The organism is Nitrosomonas oligotropha (assembly GCF_009833085.1).
Classification (GTDB): Bacteria; Pseudomonadota; Gammaproteobacteria; order Burkholderiales; family Nitrosomonadaceae; genus Nitrosomonas; species Nitrosomonas oligotropha.
Genome location: NZ_QRBZ01000020.1, coordinates 1 through 24,128 on the forward strand (window position 1 = coordinate 1; position 24,128 = coordinate 24,128).

At 48.9% G+C, this 24,128-nt stretch carries 16 protein-coding genes; 7 read left to right on the forward strand and 9 right to left on the reverse strand.

From position 1 onward, the window contains the following. Positions 1 to 956: 956 nt before the first annotated feature. Both ABD07_RS06525 and ABD07_RS06530 read right to left on the reverse strand, forming a co-directional pair. Positions 957 to 1,721 carry a hypothetical protein gene (locus ABD07_RS06525; RefSeq protein ID WP_160817630.1) on the reverse strand — a complete coding sequence of 255 codons (765 nt, stop codon included), beginning with the start codon at positions 1,719 to 1,721 and terminating at the stop codon, positions 957 to 959. 319 nt (positions 1,722 to 2,040) lie between these two features. Next, the gene (locus ABD07_RS06530) at positions 2,041 to 5,427 is read right to left on the reverse strand and encodes a M20/M25/M40 family metallo-hydrolase (protein ID WP_160817631.1); all 3,387 of its coding nucleotides are present in this window, start codon (positions 5,425 to 5,427) and stop codon (positions 2,041 to 2,043) included. A 190-nt stretch (positions 5,428 to 5,617) separates the two neighbouring features. Between ABD07_RS06530 and ABD07_RS06535 the strand changes: the two genes are divergently transcribed. Beyond that, a complete protein-coding gene (locus ABD07_RS06535) occupies positions 5,618 to 8,887 on the forward strand; it encodes a hypothetical protein (RefSeq protein ID WP_160817632.1) in 3,270 nt (1,089 codons plus the stop codon). A gap of 57 nt (positions 8,888 to 8,944) precedes the next feature. Beyond that, a complete protein-coding gene (locus ABD07_RS06540) occupies positions 8,945 to 10,045 on the forward strand; it encodes a TolB family protein (RefSeq protein ID WP_160817633.1) in 1,101 nt (366 codons plus the stop codon). 60 nt (positions 10,046 to 10,105) lie between these two features. On the opposite strand, the gene ABD07_RS06545 is transcribed toward ABD07_RS06540, so the two are convergent. Next, the gene (locus ABD07_RS06545) at positions 10,106 to 11,299 is read right to left on the reverse strand and encodes a hypothetical protein (RefSeq protein WP_160817634.1); all 1,194 of its coding nucleotides are present in this window, start codon (positions 11,297 to 11,299) and stop codon (positions 10,106 to 10,108) included. A 159-nt stretch (positions 11,300 to 11,458) separates the two neighbouring features. Continuing rightward, a complete protein-coding gene (locus ABD07_RS06550) occupies positions 11,459 to 11,902 on the reverse strand; it encodes a DUF4124 domain-containing protein (protein ID WP_108698470.1) in 444 nt (147 codons plus the stop codon). A 172-nt stretch (positions 11,903 to 12,074) separates the two neighbouring features. Between ABD07_RS06550 and guaB the strand changes: the two genes are divergently transcribed. The 5 genes from guaB to ABD07_RS06575 all read left to right on the forward strand — a co-directional run bounded on the left by guaB (position 12,075) and on the right by ABD07_RS06575 (position 18,488). Beyond that, positions 12,075 to 13,538, forward strand: coding sequence for an IMP dehydrogenase (guaB, locus tag ABD07_RS06555; protein ID WP_160817635.1), 1,464 nt, complete (start codon positions 12,075 to 12,077; stop codon positions 13,536 to 13,538). A gap of 12 nt (positions 13,539 to 13,550) precedes the next feature. Then, positions 13,551 to 15,113, forward strand: a complete 1,563-nt coding sequence (gene guaA, locus ABD07_RS06560; RefSeq protein ID WP_108698371.1) for a glutamine-hydrolyzing GMP synthase — start codon at positions 13,551 to 13,553, stop codon at positions 15,111 to 15,113. Between the two features lie 248 nt (positions 15,114 to 15,361). Then, positions 15,362 to 15,685, forward strand: a complete 324-nt coding sequence (locus ABD07_RS06565) for a hypothetical protein (protein WP_160817636.1) — start codon at positions 15,362 to 15,364, stop codon at positions 15,683 to 15,685. A gap of 13 nt (positions 15,686 to 15,698) precedes the next feature. After that, complete coding sequence (locus ABD07_RS06570) at positions 15,699 to 15,848, forward strand: hypothetical protein (RefSeq protein WP_160817637.1); 150 nt, start codon at positions 15,699 to 15,701, stop codon at positions 15,846 to 15,848. Between the two features lie 159 nt (positions 15,849 to 16,007). Next, positions 16,008 to 18,488: a hypothetical protein gene (locus ABD07_RS06575; protein WP_160817638.1), complete on the forward strand. Its 2,481-nt coding sequence runs from the start codon at positions 16,008 to 16,010 to the stop codon at positions 18,486 to 18,488. Positions 18,489 to 18,564: 76 nt separating this feature from the next. Here ABD07_RS06575 and ABD07_RS06580 read toward each other — a convergent pair whose 3' ends face one another. From ABD07_RS06580 to ABD07_RS06600, 5 genes are all read right to left on the reverse strand, one after another. Continuing rightward, positions 18,565 to 19,044, reverse strand: coding sequence for a hypothetical protein (locus ABD07_RS06580; RefSeq protein ID WP_108698439.1), 480 nt, complete (start codon positions 19,042 to 19,044; stop codon positions 18,565 to 18,567). A 121-nt stretch (positions 19,045 to 19,165) separates the two neighbouring features. Then, positions 19,166 to 22,078: an aconitate hydratase gene (locus tag ABD07_RS06585; protein ID WP_160817639.1), complete on the reverse strand. Its 2,913-nt coding sequence runs from the start codon at positions 22,076 to 22,078 to the stop codon at positions 19,166 to 19,168. A gap of 309 nt (positions 22,079 to 22,387) precedes the next feature. Next, positions 22,388 to 23,353, reverse strand: coding sequence for a tyrosine-type recombinase/integrase (locus tag ABD07_RS06590; protein ID WP_160817640.1), 966 nt, complete (start codon positions 23,351 to 23,353; stop codon positions 22,388 to 22,390). A gap of 251 nt (positions 23,354 to 23,604) precedes the next feature. Further along, on the reverse strand, positions 23,605 to 23,820 hold the full coding sequence (locus ABD07_RS06595) for a DUF4224 domain-containing protein (RefSeq protein ID WP_160817641.1): 216 nt from the start codon (positions 23,818 to 23,820) through the stop codon (positions 23,605 to 23,607). Beyond that, positions 23,817 to 24,035, reverse strand: coding sequence for a hypothetical protein (locus tag ABD07_RS06600; protein WP_160817642.1), 219 nt, complete (start codon positions 24,033 to 24,035; stop codon positions 23,817 to 23,819). The genes ABD07_RS06595 and ABD07_RS06600 overlap by 4 nt, the downstream gene beginning before the upstream one ends. Between the last annotated feature and the right edge of the window lie 93 nt (positions 24,036 to 24,128).

The following is a 24,128-nucleotide window of genomic DNA, read 5'->3' on the forward strand; positions in this document are numbered from 1 at the left end:
GTTTAATTATGGAACACCTAAGCATCAACTAAATATACTGAAAAATTGGACTCAAATTTAATCTGATCTACTACAGCCCCTTAATTTAATCATTGAAGTGCATGACGTTGCGTCGTGCACTTAAAGCAAATTGAGTCTACCAGTTCCTGCCATGGGGAGTTTCAGGAAAAGGATGCCAGGTATAGAGTCGCGAATTCTTACGCTTTATTCTTGCGCACAATGACTCTAATTTTTGTTGGATGCAATTGATAGCGCGTGACCAGTGTCAATTACGACGTGCCGGATCACGAATCCAAAACAAGTAACATCCTCATCACCAGGTCGTAAAAAGATCATCGGTTATATTCTTAAATTCGCGACCTGTCCATTTGTTTCCTTAAGTCTCGCGGGCAGCACCGGACACCGCAAGGTGTAAGTGTGTGTCCTTTGTCGCGGATGGCGGTGGATCAATAGTTGTTTTACCCGCGATGCGGTATTGCCCGGAAAGCGAATTGTACTGCTAGGCACCAATAGGCAAGGCGGCTAGCAATAAGAGTATGGTAATAACGTTTCGTATTATGTTGTTCCTAACGTTTGAATTCAAGCTGCGACTCGTCAGGGCCATTGCGCCTGCAGCGAATGGTTAGGTTGTTGCCAATGAAAACCATACTTGGAATTCACATGACTGCTCGATCGCCGATGAGATCTCTGCACATTCCCTTTACGTGTTGCCATAAATCGCCCGTGGAACGCTCCCACCTCAAATAGGAGTCTTGCGATTGCGCATCACCCCACCAAATGAGTAGGTCTATCTCATTCCAAGATGAGCGAGTTTCTAGTGGAACAACCATCAATTTGGTTCGCACTGCTTGGCGGAAGTCTTCTTTTTTCATATTGCACCATGTGCGGATTCAAAAACCTAACGTAGAAGTGAGCGGTTTGAGTGGCTTTTTGTGCAGATCCACTCGGCTGCAAGGTTATGCCACAAGTGCATTGTTTTGTCTGAAACGGTTGATTCCGAAGCAGGTGATGCGGTGGCACCAGCCCACTTGCACAGACTTGAGGCCCAAGCGCGTTACATGAGCTTTGATGGCGGTAGCGAGACTGTCGTGCATGAACTGATGAAGTGTGAGCATCTGTCCATTCACAAACTCGACGACAGATTCCAACACCAACCTTTGCCCACCATCTGGGGTTGGTTCGGTATGTTCGGTTCCTGCAGCTCCGAGCAACGCGAATAGAGGCGAATCGCTCTCAAAGACAACAGCCTTGGACTTGTAGTGTATGACGTTGTCGCGATCTTTTCTCAGGCGGGTCATCCACGGAACTGCATTGGAGAATGCGGCTGACAGTTCAGGGTAGGTCGATGTATTGGCAATCAGATATCCGGCCAAAGAGAGTATAGAGACTTCTCGATTTTGCGGGTGCGAGCCACCACGAGGTCCTTTGAGACCTCGTGCGCTCTTAGGCAGTAATTGCCAAGTAACGTATGCGATGTCGTTGAGCACAATACGAAACCAAATGATGAAGTTCTCCAGATCGGCATCCAAGAATGGGCGTTCCTCCCGACTGAGATTGATAACCGACATGATCCGTTCGTAGCAGCCGAACAGCCGGGTGAGCGACCAGAATAACGTTCCAGTGTTGAAGTGATGCGGATTCTCATATTCACCAAAGCCAACGGCATCCAGCGTATCAAAGAGCGGAACGTAGAGGGAATGAGGATCGTCAGGTTGTGGCATAACGTAATATATAAGACATTTTGTTCAATAATTCTACCGAAAATATCGTGTAATCACAGTGAGTATTATTTATCATTCTGCTTTTAATATTAATTGATAAATTAAGTAAGACAATTCATAGAAGCAAATACGATCAATGCGATCAATTAAGAATTTGCTCGATTCAATCCGTGAGAAAAAATTGCGAGCACGATCGTTTAAGCATGGAAAAACTAATACTCCAAAGATTAACACTTTGTTATTTTTGATAACAAGCTTCTTCCGGCGGCTCGGCTGCTGTTTCAGCAATTAAATCGATCCGAAATCAGCAATTCGGCTGCTACCTTTCCACCAACATCAACTCGGCTTCCACAACCGCATCATCCCTCCGATATTTCAATTCCACTTTCTCCCCCGCCTTCAACGACCGCAAAATCGCCGCATACGATGCCAAGTCGCTGATCGGCCGCCCAGCCAGTTGAATCAAAATATCACCTTGTTGTAGCCCTGCTTGTTGCGCCGGGGAGCCGGGGAGGGTGTTGTCTACGCGTACGCCTTCGCCTTGATAAGTGAAATCCGGCACCGTGCCGAGGCTGGCTGTGCGTTTTTCTTTGCGTTCAGCAGGTTCGGCGGGCGCGGGGGCTGACGATTGCGTGACCGTCAGCGGTTCGATGCGGTTGGCGAGGTATTCGGTGGCTTCTTTCAGGATGGCGGCGACTTTGACCAATCCGGCGGAGTCGATTTTATCGACGGTGTCGCCGGGAGCGTGGTAGTCCTCGTGCGCGCTGGCGAAGAATTGCACTGCCGGGATGCCGGCTTGGATGAATGCGGCTTGGTCGCTGGAGCCGAAGTCGTCTTGCACGGCGTTAACCGGGATGCCGGTGACGAAGCTTGCGCCACGGAAAATATGCACCAGTTCGCGCGCGGTGCCGGTGCCGAACACCGTGACCGGATTGTTTTCCAGCCGTCCGACGGTATCCAGATTCAACATCGCGATGATTTTTTCAGTGGGGTGATGCTTGTCAGCGCGGGTGTAATGCCTGGAACCGAGCAGATTGGCTTCCTCACCGGTGAACGCGGTAAAAATGACGGTACGTTCCGGCTGCCATTTCGGCACAATCTGGCGGGCGAGTTCCAGCATCACGGCGATGCCGCTGGCGTTGTCGTCCGCGCCGTGATGAATTTTGCCCTGATGCGCGGCGCGCACGTCCGGCCAGCCGGTGCCGAGATGGTCGTAATGCGCGCCGATTACCAGGCTTTGCCCGGCCAGTTGCGGATTGGTGCCGGGCAGGATGCCGACGACGTTACGCAAGGTGATATTGCCTTTCGGCAAGCCGACATCCTGTTGCCAAGTTTGGAAAAAACTATTGTCGTCGCCTCCGGGCAACAAACCGATCTGCTGGAATTGCTTGGCGATATACGTTGCCGCGGTATCCAGTTCCGCTGACCCCAGTTCGCGGCCCTTGAAGGATTCATGCGCCAAATGCGAGATGTCATCCATCATGCGGCTTTCGGAGAAGACCGGCGGCAGTTCCGCCAGCGCGCGGCGCGGCTTGGTGATGCCGGTATGCGCCGTGCGGATGGCGTGGCCGTCTTTCTGCTTGACCCATTGCGTGAGCGGCGATTGCGTGATGGGCCATTGTCCCTTGCCGATATTGGCCAAGTCATTGCCTTTGAACACCAAGTAGCTGTATTTGCGGTAGTGCGGTAATTTGTTAGCGAGTTCGGCAATTGCTTTCGGATGGTCGGCGGCAACCCATAACAGCGTTTTGTCGGGATTGGACGGCTGCCGGGTGGTCAATACCACCGCATGGCCTTCTTGCGGATACGTTTTGTGATCCAATTTCAATTGCTTGGATTGATACGTAACACCGCGATCAGCCAGATTCTTCACAACCGCATCGGCAAATTTGTTCTGCCACCCCATGATCCAGACGGTGCGATCCCCGGGTAGCATTTTCAATTGATCGTCGCTGACGATTTCCAGCGGACTCGATTGGGTTTTTTGCCAATTCGCCGCCAACGCACGATACGCTTCCAGAGCGGATTGATCCGCACGCGCAGGCAGAACCAGCAACGGTTTTTCCGCGCCGAAACCCTGCGACAAGGCCGATGGAATCTCGCGGCTATCCAAGCGCCGGAACACGTCGAAATGCGGATCGAGATCAACACGCACCGGACGGGCATGAAAATCCAGCGCGATGGTTTGCGTGCGTTGATCCACGGTGATATGCGATTGCGTTGCCATGTCCTCGCCTTCCAGCGTAACGGTAACCGGAACGTGGAGCCGGTAAAGATCGCCCGGCTGCGTTTGCTCAACCGTCAACGTGAGTTTGAATCCATCTGCCGTGCGCTCAGTCTCGGCAGCGCGCAACACCAAATCGGGCGCACCGGCGCGCTGCACCCATTGCTCGAATTGCGGCGCAAGATTCTTGCCGGTTACGGTATTGAATGTTGCCTGTAAATCCGCAAAAGTTGCCGGCTGGAATTTGAATTGCTTATAAAACTGCCGCAGCGCGCGCACAAAATCCTGGTCGCCCAATTCCTGGCGCAGCATGTGGAAGAACATCATGGTCTTGCCGTAGCCGACCGCTTCCGAGCTGGCGCTGTGGCGCGACACGAAACGGATGATGGGAAAATCTTTTTCCTTGTTGACGAAATCGGCGTACTTTTGCAGCACGTCGCGCCGGTATTCGTCGCCTTTGCCGCGCTGTTCGTTGACCAAATGGTCGGCGAGATAAGCCGTCAACCCTTCCGCCCAATTGCCCTTGGCGTAATCGACGAAGACGCCGTTGCCCCAGTAGTTATGCAGAATTTCGTGCGGATACGACGAATGCAGAATGAACGGCAAGCGGATCACCTTGGAACCCAGCAGCGTGAACGACGGCATGCCGTAACCGCTTTCCCAGAAATTCTCGACCAGCGCGAATTTCGTGTACGGGTAGGGGCCGATCAATTTGTTGTACATGGCGATGTACTGCGCGGTCGCATCCAGATACTTTTGCGCCAGCGGCTGATCGGCGCTGCGCAAATACACCAGCGCATTCACTGCACCGGCGGATTGTGTGTAACGGTGGAATTTTCCGGCGATGAGATAAATATCGTCCTGCGGCTGCTTTTCCTCCCACACGATGTTTTGCACCGTGCTGGTCCGGTTTTCCCGCAACAACGCGCCCTGACTCACCACGTCCCAATCGGCTGGCGCTTGAATATCCAACTGGAACGACACCAAAGCATCGCCAAACTGCGGATACCATGCGCTGGCATTGGCTAGAAACACCCCTTCCGGCGAAATCACCCCCGGTGTTGAACCGAAACTGCGCGAATACTCCTGCCCCGGGCCTTGCACTGCGTGGTGAATCTTGCCATTGAATTGCAGTGTGAATTCCTGCTGTTCCGGCGGTAGCGTTACGCGGTAATGCCGGATCGAAATCGGCCGGGATTTCAGCGTAACCTCGTTTTCATCCGCCTGAATTACAGCACCTTGAACATCCGTAACCGCTAAACCGGCATGCAAAAAGAATTCGAGTTGCACGGGTTCTTTTGCATCCCGCGCCCAATCCGGAATCCGGATTTGATCTTTGACACGAATTTCAAAAGTGTTTGGCGACAACTGAATTTCCATGTGGTGATGGAAGGTTTCGTTATTTGCCGTGGCAACCGGACTGATACAGAGAGAGAAAACAAGCACAAAAAAGGCGATGCTGAGGTTTAGTGATTTTTGCATTTTGTAAGGAGATTGAACGGATTCTGATGATTATCGGAAATTCCACGCTATTTGCAGCGCAGTGTGATTTTGCTCACTGCATGTTTAGCATCATATCAAACATCATTGGTGTGTTGAGACAACTCACATACCGTCGGCATGATGCCAGGAATGGACACTAAGCTGAATAATCAATAGCGAGCGAAGAACGATGGGAAACGACAATAATCAAGATTCCAAGAACGGTCTGATTTCGATACTGTTATTGATCATGCTTGCGACCGGCACGCTGATCGATCCGTTAACCAGCTCACGGCCATTCGATCCGCTCAATAAAAAATTGTCATTGATGGATGAACGGAAGATCGACGCCCGGCTCTGGCAAGACCCGATTGCGGTTACCGAGCAGTTTTTCAAAAATAATAAAGAAGCAAAGCAGAATGATGATCGTGCCTACTATTCGATTAATGACTTCACTCGAAAAATTAAGCAGGAAATTGGTGGCAAAACTGTTAGCTTAAAAGTAGTTGCGGTAAGCGTGTATGGCAGTTCTTATTCCGAACCGGTTGAGTATCGGCTGCGCTATCGCAATGCGGTTGTGTCCGCACTGGGTTCAAGTGGCTATACACCTCTGGATAATGAACATATTAAATATTTTAATCTAAACACTGGATTCTCTCCTGATTACTGTTTGAATACTGAGATTACCCTACCTTATGAATGGTACGAGCATAATTCCCAATCAGAAAAAGTATTGGTTATCTGGTTGAACGAAGACCCGATTCCTGAGGGTAAATATCGGGATTTCATTAATTTGCTGTATCAAGAATTGAAACAAGCCGAACCAAAAGTTAAAGAATTTAGCTTCTCATTGATTGGACCAACCAATACGTCTTTATTGGTGGGGTTAATGAATCGTAAATCGATCGAAGAAAAATCCCATTCATTTAGAATTTTTTCGGCAGGGGCTACGATTTCTGATGGCGACTTGTTGAGAGAAATTGTAAAAAGCGAAGAATATAAAAATGACAAAAATGACACTGATCCAGATTGCTCAAAAGAAACAGAAAAAGAAAAGAAGAAACAATGTATAAAAGAAAAAATCCGGTATGAACTGGATAGACATTCGATTGTGCGTACGATTGGGCAAGACGAAAACCTAGCAAAAGCGCTTCTTTGGGAATTGGAACAACGAGGCATTAATCGTGAGACTCCAAAAATTAGGGAAACGCTGAATAATTTAACGGATGTACCGAAGCGTGAGGTACATGGGACGCAGCAACCGATACATAGCAATCAGATAGACAAAGGGGCGGGTACCGCGCAACAAAATAATCCGTTTAAGGAAGACTGTAAAGATCAACTGGTACTCATTAGCGAGCAGGATTCGCTGTATGCCAGAAGCCTGGTTAATCATTTTTTTTCCATTTTAGGAGAGCGATGTAAAAGTGGGAAAGAATCTAATGATGCAAAAAGACTAATAAAAAATTTTACTTATTTACGCGGTTTGGATGGAAAATTGCCTGAGTTCGATGAATCGAATAAAAAATCACAGAATGAAAAAAATACCAAAGAACAAAAAAATCTATTGACGCAGTTGGACGATGCATCGCCCGAGCATGCTGAAGGCCGCAATCAATTTGATTATTTAAGGAGATTGGTCGACAAAATTGAACAGTTGGATTCTGCTGATGGGGATAGGGATCAAATCAAGGCAATCGGAATTATCGGAACTGATGTGTACGACAAACTTTTAATTCTGCACGCGTTGAAAGATAGTTTTAAACATAAAATTTTCTTTACGACGGATCTGGATGCCCGTTTTCTGCATAAAGACCAATCTGCATGGGCGCGAAATTTAGTAATTGCCAGCAATTTCGATTTTTCGCTGCACCCAAAATTGCAAGATACTGTAATGCCTTTCAGAGATAGTTATCAAACATCGACGTATCTTGCGACATTAGTGGCTCTAAATCCGAGGGTAATTGAGAATCGAGTAGATAATTGGTTAGATCTTTGGATGATTCGCTATAACAGTCTAGTTCTAAATAATAAATTAGATGCATTGTTAGCCCCTCAAATTTTTGAAATTGGAAGAACACAAGTCGTTCATTTAGCATCGCCCACCAATGAGTTTCTCGATAAGTGGATAGAGAACTCTACCCTAAAATTTACTGAGTCTAGTGAAATCGATAACAGTAACTGTTTAGTCAACTATTTCATGGAATGCAAAGCAATTGAACCTGATCGTACTAAACAGATTGACTGGGAAGTTATCTGCATTACTTCAATATTGCTCCTCTTCGTGGCCTATATTTCTTGGAGACTCTTTAAGGCCGATTGGAAAAATGACACACCGGTTCATATTGTTTTCATATTACTTCCTGTTTTTACGTTATTGTTTCTTCTGCCTTTCCTGATCTATGTAGATAATTACCCGACCCACACTTACGGAGAACCATTCTTCTTGTTTGAAGGAGTCAGTGTCTGGCCCAATCTGGTTATCAGATTTGTGGGAATTATGATGATGATTCTTCTCTTTATATATTTTTTCCATCCTCGCAGGGGGCAAGAGATCGAGGCCATCGAGAATAATTTCGGGCTATGTAAAACAACTTGCTTGCGTGATTGGCAGGATGCTGTTTGGAAAGGTCCATTTTTACATTTTCCTGAAGTAAAAAGCATCCATATGGCTAGTTTATGGTTTGAATACAAGAAAATTATTCAATACAAGGAATCGAAAGGATACTTTTGGATTTTTCTGGCCAGTACAATTTTCCTGGCATTGACCTTATATGTCTTTTGGGAATTGGGTTATTTAAACTTTCCGGCACGCGGTGTTATCACATTATATGGGCACTATATTCTTGTAACGCTTCAGTTCTTCATATTGTGGGGATTGGTTTTTTGGGTTGCATATGAAGCAATCGCTTGCAAGCAGTTTATTGAAGGCATCGAATTGGACCAAACCAGCTCGAAAAAAACGATATGGTTCCCCGGAGTCCTTAGGAAACAGAAAACAATGACGGGTCTTCCAGTAGACAAACTGAATCCTTATCTACATTTTGTCCTGATCACCAAGCTGGTAAAAAGTATCAATAATCTAATTTATCTGCCATTTATTTTAATGCTGATCATAGCGATTGGCCGCAGTGATCTTTTTGACAATCTTGGCTTCTCGCCAGCTTTAATCGTTGTATATCTCCTGGCATCTACATTTCTAATTACTATATTGTATTTGCTGAGAAGAAGTGCTGAAAAGCAGTGTGGAATGGTAGTGCAATACTATGAAGACTACCGGATGCGCTTGGTGGCAATTGCATCGAGTGAATTAAGCAAGGCAGATAATTTGCTGACCGAGATCCGCAATGTTAAGCAAGGTACTTTTTTGCCAATCGTGCAGCGGCCAGCATTACTCGCGCTGTTACTACCTGGTGGCGGTATCGGCTTAACAAGCATCATCGAATACTTGTACAATTGAGACCGGATCTTGTAGAGCGCAAGATATTTGAATTATTTTTAAGGGTTTTGATATTAAATGAAAATGTGTGCTGGAAAACCGGATTATTTTCAATCCGCGATCAAGTTTTCTCCGGTTTTATTTTGCTTGGCAGTGCTGAATGCAAATGCTGCCGATTTTATCACCGGCGAACAACAACTTTCCGTCAAGGAAAAACGCGCCGGGGAGGCGTACTACCGGGCCGATTCAAAATGGATGATTTATCAGGCGGAAATGGCGGATGACAATCCGTTTTATCAGATTTTCCTGAAGAATATCGGCAGCGGTGCGGTTACGCAGGTGTCGCCGGGCAGCGGCAAAACCACATGCGCATGGGTGCATCCGGCGCAGGAAAAAGTGTTGTTTTCCTCGACGCATGAGGATAAGGAAGCCAAAGCTAAAATGGCTGCCGAGATCGAACGCCGCAATGCGGGTGAGCAGAAGTCTTACGCATGGGATTACGATGAGTTCTACGATATTTACGAAACCGATTTCACCGGCGGCAATATCAAGAATCTGACCAAAACCTTGGGTTACGATGCCGAAGCATCGTGGTCGCCGGATGGCAAGTTGATCGCGTTTGCTTCCAATCGCCGTGCGTACAGCGGTGAATTATCCGAAGAGGAAGCCGCATTGTTCAAAGCCAATCCGGCGTCGATGATCGATATTTACATCATGGATGCGGATGGCTCCAACGTGAAAAGGCTGACGCAGACAAAAAGCTACGACGGCGGGCCGTTTTTCAGCCCGGATGGCAAGCGGATCGTGTGGCGGCGTTTCTCGGATAATGGCCGGGAAGCGGAAATCTTTACGATGAATATCGACGGTAGCGATCAAAAACAGATCACGCGCTTGAACGCGATGTCGTGGGCGCCTTTTTACCATCCTTCCGGAAAATACATCATTTTCGCGACCAATCTGCACGGGCATCGCAATTTTGAGCTGTACATCGTCGACACCGATGGTCAGAAAGAGCCGGTGCGTGTGACCGATAAGGAAGGTTTCGACGGCTTACCGGTATTTACGCCGGATGGCCAATACATCACCTGGACCAGCGACCGGACACCCGGTAAGAAGGGATTGTTATTCCACGGCAAGTGGGATCATCAAAAAGCGCTGGAAAGTTTGTCGCTGAAGTAAATCAATCAATTGATTGTAAGGAAGAGAAGCGCTGGCGGATGACAGAAAAGCCAGCGCTTTTTATTTGCCGGGATCCGCGGGATCGGAAAAAAACTTTTCCTTGCGCTTTTGCTCGTCAAAATACAGCGGTTCGTTGGGTTCGAGTTGATTGCCCAGTTTTTGGATTTGCTGCCAGATGTCGGGAAATTCACCCAGACGCTTGAAGCGGCGGGCATTTTTCTTGAAATCTCTTTTGTCGTTTGCTTTGTACAGCAACTCGAATAGCAACAGCCAGCCGGGAATATCCTGTTTGTTTTTAGCGAGCTGTTTTTGCAGCATTTGAATGGCGGCTTCGGAGTTTTCCTGCTCAATCAGCGTGCGCGCTGCGGATATCAGTTGTCCAGGCGGTTCGGGCGGATTCTGCGGCGATTCGGTTTTTTTATCGTCACTGCGGCGCAGCAGCAGCGCTTCGTATTGATGCCGCTCGGATGAATCGAACGGTTGCGCCGTGTCGCGGGATTGTGCAAGTCTTTCCTTGATTCTTTGATAGTTGCGCACGATCAGGAAAATAATCAGCAGCGTCAGCAAAATTCCGAGAAGAAATGTGTTATCCGGGAGCAGAGCGGATTCCGGCGCAGCCGGGGTGGTTTCAACCGGCGCAACTGGATTAACCGGCTGTTGCGTGCTGGCGGGTGGTTGCGGTGCTGTGACGATATTCTCTTCGGGTTGCACGCTACTATCAGCAGGCGGTGCCGCAGCTACTTCTTGCGAAGGTTGGGTAATTTCTTCCGGGGGAATAGGCGATGCGCTCTCGCTGTGTCGCTCGGTGTTGCTGGCCGGAACATGGGCCATGAGTATGGCTTGCATCGCGGTGAGCTGTTTTTCAATGGATTCGATGCGCTTTAACAGAATATTGAGTTCGTTGGTTTCATTTTCAGCAATTTGTTCCAATTGCGCGATCAGTTGCAGTGCTTCGTTCAAGCTGGATGTCGCGCTGTCCGGAGTCGATGGATGCGGTTGACGCTTATTTGCGCCGCGGTTTGCGTTGGATGGGTGCGCTTTGGTTGCCGGTTTTGCATACTTACCGATCGTTCTTAAATCCGGGATGTGGATAACGGTGCCAGCCGGTATGGGGTGATAGGTCCCATCGGGAAAGTGCTCGGGATTTGTACGGATAACCGCACGGACGAATGCATCGCGTGCAACTGCGTCGTGCGGAAACATCAAATGACCGATCTGCGGAATATTCTCTCCTGGCAGGATTTGCCACTGCATTCCCGGTCTGACTGCGTTATCGGCAGAATTTACGGTAGTGTGATCGCGCTCTGAATGTGAAACAGGTACTTCAGCCGAAACCGAAGTACCTGTCAAAAAGAGAAGAATGACAATGAATAGTTTGCCGCGGGATACAATCATCTAGTTCAAGAAGGTTTTCTATTTACAGTAAGTTGCAATCGTCTTGTTGGCATCGGCTATTTTTCTTTGCCGCAAATCATCATCCACATAAAGCATACCGCCAGCGCCATCGGGAACGGTTAGACGCGGTGAATCGGTGTACATTTTAAGCTGAGTTTGCGCGTCTATACATTTTTTTTTGTTTTCTTCCGATTTGGCTTGTTGTTTCGATTCTTCTTCTCTTTTGAGTTGCCGCCGTTTATCGAATTCTTCTCTGTCTTCGGATAAATTCCTGGATTTGTTTGGATTTCCTGCGACTGGCGCGGATTTGATATTTAATCGTTGCTCATCCTGGGCGGCATCCGGCGGGGGCGGTTGATCGGTGTATTGTGTTTTACCGTTTTTATCGACCCACTTATAAATCTGCGCGTTGGCACTGATGCTCATCAACAGAATGATCACTGTAAATACAAAAATTCTCATAGCGTGCTCCAGAACATGAATAATCTGAAATACATCGGTTTCGTATTTATGCAACTTAAAGATTTTTCGCATTAAATCATATCCGCTCGAAATATGCTGTATTGTTGGCTGATTTGGCGCGAAATTCATGGCTGAATTTGGCTATAATGTCGCTTTGCCAAGGATTGTTATCATGCAATTGATTCAAAAAGCACTGACCTTTGATGATGTTCTGTTAATCCCAGCCCACTCGACGGTTCTGCCGCGTGATGTCAGCCTGGCAACGCAATTGACGCGCACCATCACACTCAATCTCCCGGTACTGTCGGCGGCCATGGATACGGTAACCGAAGCACCGCTGGCGATTGCCCTGGCGCAGGAAGGCGGCATCGGCATCATCCATAAAAATATGACGATCGAAGCGCAAGCCGCGCATGTCGCGCAAGTAAAGCGTTTCGAGAGCGGTGTGGTCAAGGATCCGGTTACCATCCATCAGAATATGACCGTGCGGGAAGTGCTGGAACTGATCCGCCAGCACAAAATCTCCGGTTTGCCGGTAGTGAACGGTAAAAAAGTCGTCGGTATCGTCACCAATCGCGATCTGCGTTTCGAGACCAATCTCGATCAGACAATCAAACATATCATGACGCCGAAAAGCCGGTTGGTGACCGTCAAGGAAGATACATCGCGTGAGGCGGTGCTGGCGCTGTTGCATAAACACCGGCTGGAGCGTGTTCTGGTGGTCAACGATCAGTTCGAGCTGTGCGGATTGATTACCGTGAAGGACATCATCAAAACGTCGGAATATCCGCTGGCGTGCAAGGACGAACAGGAGCGGTTGCGGGTCGGGGCGGCGATCGGCGTCGGGGAGGGCAGCGAAGAGCGCGCCATTGCATTGGCGGAAGCGGGCGCCGATGTGATTGTGGTCGATACCGCGCACGGCCATTCGCAAAGCGTGCTCGATCGTATCGCATGGGTCAAAAAGAATTTGCCGTCGGTGCAAGTTATAGGCGGAAACGTGGCGACGGCAGCGGCAGCCAGAGCGCTGGTCGATCATGGCGCGGATGCGGTGAAAGTGGGTATCGGTCCCGGTTCCATTTGCACCACGCGTATCGTCGCGGGTGTCGGGATTCCGCAGGTCACCGCGATTCATAATGTTTCCGAAGCGTTAAAAGGAAGCGGTGTGCCGATGATCGCCGATGGCGGTATCCGCTATTCCGGCGATATTGCCAAAGCGCTGGCGGCGGGTGCGAATACCGTGATGCTCGGCGGATTGTTCGCCGGTACGACGGAAGCACCGGGCGAAATCGAGTTGTTCCAGGGACGCTCGTACAAAAGCTATCGCGGCATGGGTTCGCTTTCCGCCATGCAACAGGGGTCGAGTGACCGCTACTTCCAGGATAAAGAACAGAAAAACAACGATAAACTGGTTCCCGAAGGTGTGGAAGGCCGGGTTCCATTCAAAGGCAGCATTTCCGCCGTGATCCATCAGTTGATGGGGGGCGTGCGGTCGAGCATGGGGTATCTGGGTTGCGAAACCATCGCCGCGATGCACGAAAAAGCCGAATTTGTCGAAATCACCTCAGCCGGTATCCGTGAATCGCATGTGCACGATGTGCAGATCACTAAAGAAGCGCCAAACTATCACGTCAAATAAGAATTCTCTTCAATGCATCAGAAAATCCTCATCCTGGACTTTGGTTCGCAGTACACGCAACTGATTGCGCGGCGCGTGCGCGAAACGAACGTCTATTGCGAATTGCATCCGTACGATGCCAATCCGGAATTTATCAAAGCTTTTGCGCCCAGCGGAATTATCCTTTCCGGTGGTCCTGCTTCAGTCACTGAAGACGAAACACCGCGCGCGCCGCACATTGTCTTTGAGCTGGGCGTGCCGGTGTTGGGTATTTGCTATGGCATGCAAACGATGGCGGCGCAATTGGGCGGTACGGTTGAAAATGCTGCCGTGCGCGAGTTCGGTTATGCCGAGATACAGACGACGCAACACGGCGCGTTGTTTCAAAACATACAAGATCGCACCAGCGCGGATGGAAACAACGTGCTGGATGTCTGGATGAGTCATGGCGATGCGGTGATCGCATTACCGGCCGGATTTGAGGTGATGGCGTGTAACGCGGCCACGCCGATTGCGGCAATGGCGGATGACCGGCGGCGCTTTTACGGCATCCAGTTTCACCCCGAAGTGACACATACGCTGCAAGGCAAAGCGATCATCGAGCGGTTTGTGCATGGTATTTGCGGCATCGGGCACGATTGGAATATGCCGGATTATGTCGAGGAGGCGATCGGTAAAATTCGCGCAACGGTGGGTAACGATCAGGTTATTCTGGGCTTATCCGGCGGTGTGGATTCCTCGGTGGCGGCGGCATTGATCCATCGCGCCATCGGCGATCAGCTGACCTGTGTTTTCGTCGACAATGGCCTGTTGCGCGCCAACGAAGCCAGACAAGTTATGGAAACGTTCGCTAAGAATTTGGCGGTTAAAGTGATTCATGTCGATGCCAGCCGGGATTTTTATCGCAACCTGACCGGTATCACCGATCCAGAAGCCAAGCGGAAAATTATCGGCCGGGAATTTGTCGAAGTATTTCAGCGCGAATCCGCCAAAATCAGCGACGCCAAATGGCTGGCGCAAGGCACCATTTACCCCGATGTGATCGAGTCGGCCGGCGGGAAAACCAAGAAAGCGCATACCATCAAGTCGCACCACAACGTCGGCGGATTGCCGGAGACGATGCACCTGAAATTGCTCGAACCGCTGCGTGAACTGTTCAAGGATGAAGTGCGTGAATTGGGCTTAGTGCTGGGTTTGCCACGCGACATGGTTTTCCGCCACCCGTTTCCCGGTCCCGGTTTGGGCGTGCGCATACTGGGCGAAGTGAAATACGAATACGCCGAATTATTACGACAGGCCGATCATATTTTTATCGAAGAATTACAGCATTCCGGCTGGTACGAAAAAACCTCACAAGCGTTCGCGGTGTTTTTACCGGTCAAATCCGTCGGCGTGATGGGGGACGGACGCACCTACGAATACGTTATTGCGCTCAGGGCCGTGCAAACCCAGGATTTCATGACCGCCAACTGGGCGGAACTGCCGTATTCGTTACTCAGCAAGGTTTCCAACCGGATTATTAACGAAATCCGCGGTATTAACCGCGTCGTTTACGATATATCCGGCAAGCCACCGGCTACCATCGAGTGGGAATAATTTTATGTCTTGCATTGTCCAGCATTGATTTGTAAAAACGACCATGAGACCCGCTTAAACGCGGGTTTTTTGTTTTTCTGTCTGGTATACCATGCAATAAAAGCAACGCCAAGACAGAGCAGAGAGGCCGTCCGATTCCGAATTGCATTCAAACCTAACAGCGCCTTGCGATGTGGTATAAAATCAAGCCGGGAAGCTGCTTGTTTTCATACAGTGGCTCTGTGATCTAATGATGAGAAGGAATCAACATGTTTCAAACACTTTCTACGCTTATTGTCGTTGTTGCACTGCTGCAAGGTTGTGTTACCTCCAAAGAGGTGTTTCTGGCCGATGGCACCAAAGGGCATAACATCAACTGTGGCGGCTCTGGACTGAACTATAGCAACTGCCTTGAGAAAGCGGGTGAGGTCTGTGGCACGCGCGGGTATCACTTGTTGAATCAGCAAGGCGAAGCGGTTCCTTTCTCTCGGGCAATCCGCGAACTGGGCGCAAACACACAATCATCATCGATTGGATATTCGACAACTTCCGGCGCGACAGTCACGCGTAATCTATTTATCAAATGCAAATAAATGGGGGTAACTTATGAAAGTCGAGGTAACGGTTGAGCTCGAGATCAGTCTGCATAAAACCAGTATTGCAGACATCAAGAAATTACTGGAAGAAATGATGGATCCAAAAAAGTTTGACGCCTTGGAAGCGATCAGAATCAAGGATGTAAAAATAGGCGGGTAGATTTTCTTTCAATCGCAATGGATTGAAAAAACGAGGAAGCGGCAAATAGTTCAGAGTTTCCGGGCAGTTAAATAAAGTTAAATTTTTCTTGATACTATGCCGTGCGCTATGATGACCGGCTGTCATGGTATTTAATGCTCAATTTACAATGGGATAGGAATGAAGCGGGAATTCAGAAAGCCGGTTAGCTGGCTCGGGGGCAGGGATCTTCTGACCAGTCTCAAAAGCATTATTTCCTCTACAGTGAATGGTGAGAAGCAAGATTCCAGAGATTGGATGTTTGCTGAAACCATTTCAATGAAGCGTTGCACTGGCAATCAACAAGAACCCTACTGGTTTGATTACATTGCGGATACCGGCGACGGTATGAGCGCGGTCTATAACGTCGCGTATTTGTGCATGAGCGATCTCTGGCTTAAAAGTGAAGTGCCGGGTAAAGATCAAATCTCGTTATCCCCGACCGAAGGCTATGATCTTCAATTACCGCGCGGCGAGTTTTTATTTGTCGGCGGCGATACGGCTTACCATGTGGCAGATGTTGCTTCGCTCAAAGAGCGGTTCCAGACGCCATTTAATTGGGCGTATGTGGACATCTGTGCCGCTACAGGGAAAAAGGTCGAGCAACGTCCGATTTTTGGTATACCGGCCAATCATGATTATTACGATGCATTGGATGGTTTTAACCGGCAGTTCTGTGAACCGATCAGCAAAAATCTTCAGGTGCATGTGCCTGAGCAAGAAGATCTGCAAGATCCTCAGCTGGGTTTGTACGGATTCACGCGAATGCAAAAAAGCAGTTATGTCGCGCTGGAATTGCCTTTTGATTGGAAATTATGGGGATTCGATGCACAAAAAGGCAAAATGGATAAGCGGCAGCAAGCTTTTTTTGTATCGACCTTTTGCAAAGATCGGGTAATCAACGACGGATTATTCGATGAACAAAAGCAAGAGGATGTGCAAAAAGCTTTGCGAGCTGCAATACCCGGTAAATTAATTGTTGCGACGCCCGAACCCAGCACCGTTTTTGGTAAGCCTGCCGCCGAAGATGCGCCGATGACGAAATCGTTTGAGCATTTGGGACTGGAACCCGTTTTTCTGCATGACGGCAAACTGAGCAGCAACAAATGCCGCTTGGATATTTCCGGAGATACGCATCATTACGCGCGTTACTGGGGATACAAAAATGAAAATGGCGAACCTGGAAATTACGCTTCCGTGGTCGCTGGCGGCGGTGGCGCTTTTTTACATCCGAGCCATACCGATGTTGGTGAAATCAAGAAACAACAGACTTATCCGGCTGAATTGGATTCCCATTGCGAAATCACGCAGAGAATTCTGAATCCATGGAACATTCTTTGGCGTGGTAGTGTTGGGTTAATCGGCGCCCTCGTGGCTTTGGTGACTTATTTTGCAGTGACTATTCCGCAAAGCACTTCGTCTTTATTCAGGTATTTCTTGGATAATTTACCTGACCTCGATGCAGATCAGTATTTCCTGGAACGTATCCAGCAAGCGCTTTTTACTGCTGATACACATCGCTATTTCGAATTATCGTATGGGTTCGATTTGGTTTACATCTTTCTATTCATTGTTTTCTTGCTTGCATGGAAGAGGATAAGCGTACCGGAGTTATCAAAAGTCAAATACAGTGACTCGCAGGATGAATGGGAACGGTTCCGTGCGGCATTTCTCGTACCCGTTTCTTTATGGATAATTCCGTTATTATTTCTGGTGCTTTGGCCTAGAGAATCATCTCCCGCTTCTTTCCAAGCTTCATGGCTGATCGGTTTGTTTGTGCTTGCAGCGCTGCTCATATTTGATCTGAGCCGTGGCTACAGCGATGTTTTATCGGAACGGTCCAAAATCCGGCATCAAACCTCAGGGGATTCCCTGCCATTATGGGTATTAAATGTGATGGGGATTGTTTGTATCGCATTTGGTTTTTTGCATTACGGTGTTTACAAGGCATCCGTGATGAGTTTTGATTTGCTGGCGATCATTCTTTGGTCCTTAGTCATAGCCGGTTTTACCGCATTCCCATTTTTTGATACCGACAAGCTTGGTATTGCCAAAACCAAACGGGGTAAGTTCCTGGCGATAGGTTTCTGGCATGCGCTATTGCAAATTTCAATACCGGTCTGTTTGGCGCTGTATGTCAGTTTGACTGAGTGGCTAGTAATCTGTACGGTGACAATCGCGATTACCGTGGCTGCCGGTTTCTTGTTTACGAATGAGCGTTTAACCAAAAATTTTTCACCGGAAATTCAGGAAAAGATCGGTAATGGTATGTTGATGGCATGGGTTGTCATCGGAATGGCCGTGTTTTTTTCGGCGACGCGAGGTGAGCCTATTCCTGTTGATGGCTGGCGCTTGATTATTGCTTTGCTATCGGGTGCGATTTTTAGCTGTATTTGGCTAGGCTGGTATTTCGCGGTATCGCTGGCATTCAATTGCCATAACGGCGAGGCTGGAGGAGGGGCGAGGTCTGAGCGCTATCGTCATATCATTCGCTTTAAATTGACTGAAAATACGTTGACCGGTTATGTCATCGGTATTGATACCCCCATGACAGACCTCAAAACACAACCACCCAAATTCCGTTTGGTGGATGTATTTACCTTGCAAGCAAAGAACAAATAAATTACGCGCCAGCGGTGATTTAGCAGGGCAATGTCATTGCCCTGCGGTTGTTACGATACGAATGCTTAGTTCAGCCTCATTGAAAGCCGAAAATCTTTAAGAATGTAATTAAAATCAGCACTACCGTCAAAATAAAAACGACTCGCGACATTAATTGATAGATGGCTCTTCGGGTTACTATTTCTTGGTGATACTGAGCATCGATTTCGCGCATCTCATTTTTGAGTTTCCGGAACGGCGGCCCCATGATATCGAGGCACCGGAGAAGCACCATGGCGACCACGGCGTAAGCTACCATCTCGATTTTCAGCATATAAGCCAGAATACTTCCGCTTTCCTTGGGGCCTATCAACGTGAACAGCATGCCAATGACAACCGCCAGCATGACGGAAACATGCGTTAGCAGTGCGGAGCTTTTGGTGTCGATAATGACCATATCGTGAAGGATATGGTTGATATGATTAATGTCTTTTCTCGCATCCGCAAACTTCCTTTCATCTTCCTCATTTAAAGACAAAAGCGTTTTAAAAACTTTGTCTACCATATCGTACATCATCGGACTACCTCCGTTTTTATCGTGTCATGTACTATATGTCATTTGACGATCTAAAAATAGAGCTAGTTTTACCGATTAACGATATGAATATATTATTTATTCTGCTATGCCGGCCGACTGCTTAAGCCATCAGTTCTCTTAATACATAAGGCAAAATGCCGCCATGCCGGTAATAGTCGACTTCAATGGCGGTATCGATGCGGCACAGCAATGGCACCGATTGACTGCTGCCGTCTTTTCTCCGGATATTCAACGTGACATCTTGTTGCGGCTGAATGTTGTCCAGTCCAAGGATATCGAATTGCTCGTCACCTTTGATGCCATACGTATCGGCATTGTCATTGTTTTTGAATTGCAGCGGCAAAACGCCCATGCCGATCAGATTGCTGCGGTGGATGCGCTCGAAACTGGTGGCGATCACCGCTTTAACACCCAACAGCTGTGTACCCTTGGCGGCCCAGTCCCGGCTTGAGCCGGTACCGTATTCCTTGCCGCCGAAAACAACGGTGGGGATATGCTGGGATTGATATTTCATCGCGGCATCGTAAATGCTCATTTGTTCCGGCGCAGCGCCTGCGGTGCCCTGGTAGAGCGTAATGCCGCCTTCGCTGCCGGGAATCATCAGGTTTTTGATGCGCACATTGGCAAAGGTGCCGCGCATCATCACTTCATGGTGGCCGCGGCGTGCGCCATAGCTATTAAAATCGGCTTTGCCGACGTGATGGTCGAGTAGATAACGTCCTGCGGGTGAAGTGTCCTTGATCGATCCCGCCGGGCTGATGTGATCCGTCGTCACGGAATCGCCAAATACCCCCAGCGCGTAAGCATTCGTAATGTCACCCGTGCCACTGGAGGTTGCAGGTTGCAGCGAAAAATTTTGGAAGAAGGGCGGTTCGGCGATATAAGTCGACTCCGGCCAATTGTAGGTTTGTCCGGTAATGGAAGTGACGCTATTCCACAACACGTGATCTTTGGTGAGATTGCCATAGAGTTTCCGGAAGGTATCCGCGTTGGTGGCGTATTTCAATAATGCATGAATTTCCGCGCTGCTAGGCCAGATATCTTTCAGCCACACCGGTTGATTGTTTTTGCCGATGCCCAACGGTTCTGCGGTGAGGTCTTTCAGGACTGTACCGGCGATTGCGTAAGCCACAACCAATGGCGGAGATGCCAGAAAGTTAGCGCGAATGTTCGGATGGATGCGCGCTTCAAAATTGCGGTTACCGGATAGTACCGCGGCGCAGACCAGATCATTCTTGACGATGGCTTCTTCAATCGGTTCGGCCAATGGTCCCGCGTTGCCGATGCACGTGGTGCAACCGTAACCGACCAGATTGAAGCCCAGCTGTTCAAGATAAGGCGACAGTCCGGTGATGTTTAGATAATCGGTGACTACGCGCGAGCCGGGCGCCAGCGATGTTTTGATGTGATGCTTGACCGACAATCCTTTCTCGACCGCCTTTTTGGCCAGCAAACCTGCCGCAAGCAGCACACTTGGATTGGATGTGTTAGTACAGGATGTGATGGCGGCAATCAACACATCGCCTTGGCCCAGATCAATGCTTGAGCCATTCAATTCGACATGGCATAAGTCCGCTGCATTGGGCGCCGGGCGATTGCTGGTCATTTCGGTAACATTGCGGGAAACCATCCGCCGTTCAGCGGATGCAGCGCTTTGCTGCGTCGGTGTGTTGCCGGCGCCGGGTGCCGATAACCGGCCTTCATCGATATTGCCGGAGTCGACATGTGTGCATACTTCGGGATCCTGACTATGGGCATTACGCACTGCGTAACGCTGATTGATATCGTCGTTTTGTTTGCCGTAACCGCTTTCTTTGACGGGTTTGTTAAAGAGTTCGGTAAAGCGGGATTTTATGGCTGCGAGTTCGATTCGATCCTGAGGGCGCTTGGGACCTGCCAGCGCGGGTGATACCGAACTCAGATCGAGCGTCAGTTCGCTGGTGTAGTCGATATCGCCTTTTCTGGGGATGCCATACATCTGCTGCGCCTGGAAATAAGCCTGAAATGCGGCGATTTCTTCCTGACTGCGTCCTGTACCTTTGAAATAGTCGATGGTGGCGTCGTCGACCGGAAAGAATCCCATGGTTGCGCCGTATTCCGGGGCCATATTGGCGATCGTGGCGCGATCGGGCAGCGTCAATGAGGCGGTTCCTTCGCCGAAGAACTCGACAAATTTACCGACGACATTAGCTTTGCGTAGCATTTCCGTGATCGTCAGTACCAGATCGGTTGCGGTAACACCTTCGCGCAACTGGCCGGTTAAATTAACGCCCACCACATCCGGTGTCAGGAAGTAAACCGGTTGGCCCAGCATACCGGCTTCCGCTTCGATCCCGCCGACACCCCAGCCGACGACGCCGATGCCGTTAATCATGGTGGTATGCGAATCGGTGCCCACCAAGGTATCGGGGAAAATGAGTCCGTCTTTGCGGTGCACACCGCGCGCGAGGTATTCGAGGTTGACTTGATGCACGATACCGATGCCTGGAGGAATCACCTTGAACGTGTCAAACGCCTGCATGCCCCACTTGATAAACTGATACCGTTCGTTATTGCGGAAAAATTCTATTTCCATATTGCGATCGATCGCATCTTTCGTACCGTAGTGATCAACCTGTATCGAATGATCAACAACCAGATCGACGGGGACCAGCGGTTCGATCAGCTTCGGATTTTTTCCCAGCTTTACCGCCGTGCTGCGCATGGCAGCAAGATCGACCAGTAGCGGCACGCCGGTGAAGTCTTGCAGCACAATGCGGGAAACGACAAACGGTATTTCATCCACTCTGGCAGCTTCGGGTTTCCAGCTGGCCAATTGCCGGATATGCGCTTCCGTGATCTTTTTATTGTCGTAATTCCGCAACACCGATTCCAATACGATACGGATCGATACCGGCAGCCGGGAAATTTTTCCAATGCCACTTTTCTCCAGCGCCGGTAGTGAATAGTATTTCGCAGTGTTTCCGGGGGCTATGGATAGCTCATGCAGGCTGTTGAATAAATTGTGGCTCATCGGTCATATTCCTGAATAATGCGGGTTAGCGGGTAAATAAAATATTCTGCCGCTAATATATATTTTTGGATAAACAAAGTCACGCTTCGAATGGCGAGCGAAAATGGCAGTAAAAAAGCTGAATAGGGGATATGGATATGATCAGAGATGGGGTGGCTGATGGGACTCGAACCCACGACAACCGGAATCACAATCAGAGGCACTTTAACATATAATCAATGGTTTGAGCTTTTGTTTTGTAATTGGTCATTTTTCTAAACCCTTTATCCACGCGGGTGTATTTTATCATCTTACAAAAAATCGTGCGGTCTATTCGACCGCTTTTGATTTCTTAATTGCCCGTCTGTCATAAACCCTTGTCACCATCGCGTCGGATTTATGTCCGGATAGGTCGCGCGCTTGGCGTCCATCCTCTACCATTTTTGTGATCGCCTTTGCGCGCAGGTCGTGAAAATGGAATCGTTCGTTCCCGAGTTCGCCCCATGCCGCCATGAGGCGGCCCCACATGGCTTTGAATCCTGAATCTGTGTAGGTCTGGCCTGACCGGTTGCAGATCAGAAACATACCGGTGACCGGGCGCGGTAGTGATCTGAGAGCGGATACGCAATCGCGCAGTGCTGGTGTCCATTCGATCAATACCTTGGCGCGAGTTTTCGATTGCACAACCATTATGCCGTCATCGGCAAGCTGATCGAGGCGTATTTTTAGCAGATCACCACGCCGTTGCCCGGTCAGATATGCCAGCCGTGCGGTGTACGATAGCATGCGTCCGGTGTCTCCAATCGATTCGGCATGCGCGCAGAAATCCAGCAGTTCTTTGTCGGTAACGAATCGATCCCTCGGTGTTTCAGTGTTTCGCGCTACGCCCCGGCAAGGGTTGCTATCCACTATTCCCCAGCGCATCGCCATACTAAATATATGCGAGAGTAGCGCTTTCTCGCGGTTTGCTCGCACCGGTGCGGTCTTCCCGCGCTTGTCGAGATATTTTGCGACGTGCACCGGCCGCAGATCGCGCGGAATCATCTTGCCGAAACAGTCCAGCAATCTATGCGCGCTGTCGATTTCGTCTTTGTGGGTGCGCGGCGCCTTCTTCGGGCTGACTTCTGCCATATAACGCCCGATCAATTCACCGATTGTCCCGGCAGCCGGGCGGCCTTCTTCAATTTCCAGTAGTTTGCGCTTAGCTTCTGTGAGATCGTGGCCAAGATTGATGCGCTCGTTGGCGGCGGTGATGGTGTAGTAGGTTGTTTTGCGCTTGCCTTTGTACAGATACATGCGCGGTGGCAGATGCAGATTAGTTTTGCGGCGGGCGATCATTTTCTATAAATATCTAATCAATTGCACTGACATGGTTCAATCGTCGCTTTCCATGTGCTGGTGAAGCGCGGCTCTAGTGTGCATCCGTTGCGGAGCCAGATAGAAACCAATCTGCTTGCATCTGTATTATCTGTCCTGTTAATGTCAAATGCTCCAACGAATACACCGCATTGGCATCTTGCGACATATCCTGTCGGTATTTTCTTCATTCAAATCCTCGAGAAATCCGGTTCTGTGGTTTGCTCTTGTTCGCCTTTAACTGGCATCCCCATGCGCATTTCAGCATAGCTGCGCAGCACTTTTACTCTGCCCAGCCTTGATTCTGCGTATTTCCAGCCGTATTTATTCAGCCATTCAACTTGCTTCGATCGCTTTTGGCAATCGGTTAGTTGGTATAGCTCTGATTCTGTTAGGAATAGTGTCATTTTTTCGGTTCGTTATTTGCTGAGCTGGCTGAAAAGAATTGCATTTCAGGTTTTTCGCCGCGCGCTATTTGATATCCGAGTTGTGTTTTTTGAATCGATATCATTTTCCCGGTGGCGTTAATCATTTCAGTAGCTTCCTTAGCTTTTATTTTGCCAGTTTTGAGTTTTGTGAAAACGTCTTGCAATTCTTCTGTCATTTTGTCTGCTGTTAGCATAATTTCTCCTTGATTAATCTTGATAATCTTATTTGTAAGAATTTCTAGCGTTGTTTACAGTATTCAGGAGAATACTGTAGATGAACATACACA